The 3071-nt window shown below is 71.6% G+C and carries 3 protein-coding genes; 1 reads left to right on the top strand and 2 read right to left on the bottom strand.

Going from position 1 to position 3071, the window contains the following annotated elements:
- Both FGF04_RS28850 and FGF04_RS28845 read right to left on the bottom strand, forming a co-directional pair.
- On the bottom strand, positions 1-1159 hold a 1159-nt coding region (locus tag FGF04_RS28850), incomplete at its 3' end, for a ricin-type beta-trefoil lectin domain protein (RefSeq protein ID WP_235882540.1).
- A 270-nt stretch (positions 1160-1429) separates the two neighbouring features.
- Positions 1430-2344 (bottom strand): RNA polymerase sigma factor SigF, encoded by a 915-nt coding sequence (locus tag FGF04_RS28845; RefSeq protein WP_149514236.1) that lies wholly within the window; start codon positions 2342-2344, stop codon positions 1430-1432.
- 238 nt (positions 2345-2582) lie between these two features.
- Here FGF04_RS28845 and FGF04_RS28840 point away from each other — a divergent pair, with 238 nt between their 5' ends.
- On the top strand, positions 2583-3047 hold the full coding sequence (locus tag FGF04_RS28840; RefSeq protein ID WP_235882539.1) for an STAS domain-containing protein: 465 nt from the start codon (positions 2583-2585) through the stop codon (positions 3045-3047).
- The last annotated feature ends 24 nt before the right edge of the window (positions 3048-3071 follow it).

Raw genomic sequence — 3071 nt, 5'->3', positions numbered from 1 at the left:
GGGTGGGGGAAGCCGAATCGGTCGCGCCCGGGCTCTCCGTCGCCGGAGTGGAGGGGCGTGGCGTCGTCGGGACCGTGGCCGTCACCGTCACCGGCGGCCGTACGGGAGCCGCCGTGCCGCCCGTCCGTCGGGACCGGTCACCGTCCGACGAGCCGAGGAGCAGCAGCAGCGGGACCAGGGCCACCCCGAGCGCCGCCGAGGCCAGCACCAGCCGACGGGACGGGCGGAACGCACGGGACGCACGGGACGCACGGGAGGAGGAGCGGGAGGGGCGGGACGGCGGCCAGACTCCGTCGGATGCGCCGCCCGGGCCGCCCACACCGCCTGGGCCGCCCGCGCCGCCCGGTCCGTACGAGTCGTACGCCGCGTACGCCGTGCCGCCCCACGGCAGCAGCCCCTCCGCCAGCGCCGTCCGCTCGTCGTCCCGCAGCGCGGACAACGTCCCGTACGCCGTGGCGCAGTGCCCGCACTCCGCCATGTGGGCCTGCAGATCCGCACTGCGGCGGGGGGTCTCGGGGCGCACCGCCTCCTCGATCAGGCGGCGGAAGTCCTGGCAGCGCGGGTCGCCCGAGGCGGCGAGGTGCGACGTCAGGAACGCCGCCCGCAGGGCCTGGCCCGCCGACCCCGTCCCGTACGTCACGTCCTCGCGGGTGATGCCGAGCAGCCGGGCCGTCTCCTCCGCGGGCTCCCGCTCGACGGTCGCGTACCAGACGAGGCCCTGGACCCTGGTGGGCTGCGAGTGGAACGCGTCGAGCATCGGCGGGAGCGGACCGCCCGGCCCGGCCTCGTGCCACCGCGCGAGCAGCCCCGGGTCGAGCCGGCGGGACCGCTGGTCCCCGGCCCAGGTGACGGCCACCCGCCAGGCCAGCAACAGGAGTTGGTGGCGCCAGGGCCCGCGGGGGTCGATGCCGCGCACGGTCTCCTGGGCGGCCACGGTGAACGCGCGGTCCGTCAGCTCCCGGGCGGCGGACTCGCCGGTCGTGCACAGCCGGGCGTACCCGAGGACCGCCGCCTCGTGGTGGGCGCGCAGTTCGCGCAGCGCCGCGTGCCCGGTCGTGGTGTCCGCGCGCAGCAGCTCCGTGAGCCGCGCGTCGGACGCTTCCGTGTGAGCGCCGGTCCCGGCGCCGTCGTCACCCTCATCGCCCTCGCCCCGAGCCATGCGTCCGCCTCCCCGCACCCGTGCGTCATCCGTCGCCTCCTGACGGACCGGTCAGTTTGCCGGGTGACCATAGTGAGGGAAGGTGCCCAGTGGGGAAAGGGGTTCCCGTGGGTAACTCGAATGCGTCCGACGGCGTCGAACGGACGATCAAGAAGCTGTGGGATCAAGGGCGTTGGGCGCGGCCGCACATGCGTAGGGGGCCGAGCCGGACAGTCCGGCTCGGCCCCCTACGCATGTCGACGCAGTCACCCGTACGTCCACGTCCGGGCGTCACTCTTCGAGCGTCAGCCCCTTGCGCAGCCGCACCAGCGTCCGCGACAGCAGCCGCGACACGTGCATCTGCGAGATGCCGAGCTCCTCGCCGATCTCCGACTGGGTCATGTTGGCGACGAAGCGCAGCGACAGGATCTGCCGGTCGCGCTGCGGGAGCCGGGCGATCATCGGCCTCAGCGACTCGATGTACTCGATGCCTTCGAGGCCGTGGTCCTCGTAGCCGATGCGGTCCGCCAGCGCGCCCTCGGAGTCGTCCTCCTCGGGCTGGGCGTCCAGGGAACTGGCCGTGTAGGCGTTGGACGCCGCCATGCCCTCGACGACCTCGTCGTTCGACAGCCCCAGCCGCTCCGCCAGCTCTCCCACCGTCGGAGCGCGGTCCAGTTGCTGTGCGAGTTCGTCGCCCGCCTTGGCCAGGTCGAGGCGGAGTTCCTGCAGCCTGCGCGGCACGCGCACGGACCAGGACGTGTCACGGAAGAACCGTTTGACCTCACCGACGATGGTCGGCATCGCGAAGGTCGGGAACTCGACGCCGCGGCTGAGCTCGAAGCGGTCGATGGCCTTGATGAGGCCGATGGTGCCGACCTGGATGATGTCCTCCATCGGCTCGCTGCGGGAGCGGAACCGGGAGGCGGCGAACTTCACCAGGGCGAGGTTCAGCTCGACCAGCGTGTTGCGGACGTACGAGTACTCGGACGTCCCTTCCTCCAGCGACTCCAGCCGCTCGAAGAGGGTCTTGGACAGGGCCCGTGCGTCCACCGGCCCCACCTCGGAGAAGGGGGGAATCTCCGGAAGTCCGGCCAGGCCGGCGTTCCCGTCGGCGGACTCGTCTTCTTCCAGGTGTTCCGGGGGGCGTGTCGACGTCGCCCTCTGGGTATGCGATCCGTCGAGCCGGGGTGACATGATGTCCTCCATCGTTCTCGGCATATGGCTGCCGATGCCAATACGTGCACTGCGGTGTGCGGCGCCTCCAAGCCGGCCGTGTCGAAAACTGTCACTACTAGCCCTACCCGCTTTCGTGACCCCATCGCAAGTAACATTTGTGGTTAAATGTCCGATTCTTGGCGGTTGTTCGGGTGTCAGAGTGTGCAGAGAAGGCGTAGGGTTCGAGGGCGTCAATCAGCAACCACAACGGTCGGAAGAGAGAGACGGCATGGACCGCGGGACGGTCGGCAGCGCACAGTCGGGCCGGCTTCTGGTCGAGGTGCGGGAAGAGGGCACGAGTGCCGTCATCACCCCGGCGGGTGAGTTGGATCACCACACCGCAGATCTTCTGCGCGAACCGGTCGAGGACTGCCTCGACCGCGGTTTCGCGCGCCTTGTCGTGGACTGCTCGCGACTGGAGTTCTGCGACTCCACGGGCCTGAACGTGCTGCTCGGCGCCCGGCTGCGGGCCGAGGAGGCCGGCGGCGGGGTCCACCTGGCGGGCATGCTGCCGGTGGTGGCCCGGGTCTTCGAGATCACCGGGGCGGAGGCCGTCTTCACCGTGCACGACACGCTCGAAGCGGCGCTGGCGGACGCCGGGACCGGCGACTCCAAGGCGGACGGCCCGGGGGCCGGGGGATCCGGGGGCGGTGCGTCCGGGGCCGATCGGCCAACGGCCGATCGAGGTGAATAGCCGCCCCGAGGTGCGGTTCTGCGG

The sequence above is a fragment of the Streptomyces apricus genome (genome assembly GCF_008369065.1).
Lineage (GTDB): Bacteria > Actinomycetota > Actinomycetes > Streptomycetales > Streptomycetaceae > Streptomyces > Streptomyces apricus.
Note: the sequence above shows the minus strand (reverse complement) of the source record. Positions and strands in the feature narration are given on the sequence as shown.